This is a genomic window from Leptotrichia sp. OH3620_COT-345 (assembly GCF_003932895.1).
Taxonomy (GTDB): Bacteria; Fusobacteriota; Fusobacteriia; order Fusobacteriales; family Leptotrichiaceae; genus Pseudoleptotrichia.
Genome location: NZ_RQYW01000146.1, coordinates 1 through 371 on the forward strand (window position 1 = coordinate 1; position 371 = coordinate 371).

Below are 371 nucleotides of genomic sequence, written 5' to 3' on the forward strand. Positions count from 1 at the left end.
ATCCAATGGACTTTGGCAGTACAAGCGACTGAGTCAGATATTTATTTGAATGGCGGTAAAAAAGTCCCTGCTATTGAGTACGAAATTTGGGGAGAACAAGCAAAAGATTTCGTCAAGAAAATGGAAAGTGGTTTATTCATTATGCAACCTGATACAGTTCTAGCTGGTGGAATTACACTCGTAGCTCCTGTTATTCCTAATGTGACTACTGCTACAAAGGGTCATAATGACGGAAGAATCGTAGTGCCTGCCACTTTGAAAGATTCTAATGGTGGAACTGTAAAAGTAACATCAGTGATTAATGACGCAAATGGAAAAGTAGCAACAAACGGACAACTTGCTCCAGGTGCCTATAACGTAAAGTTCTCCGC

The 371-nt window shown here is 40.4% G+C and carries 1 protein-coding gene and 1 pseudogene; both read left to right on the plus strand.

Annotated features, from left to right (window positions below):
- Window positions 1-45: 45 nt before the first annotated feature.
- A pseudogene (locus EII29_RS13210) lies at window positions 46-108 on the plus strand (hypothetical protein); the annotation flags it as partial.
- A gap of 33 nt (window positions 109-141) precedes the next feature.
- The coding region (locus EII29_RS11655; protein WP_368665486.1) for a phage tail tube protein at window positions 142-371 on the plus strand (230 nt) is incomplete at its 3' end.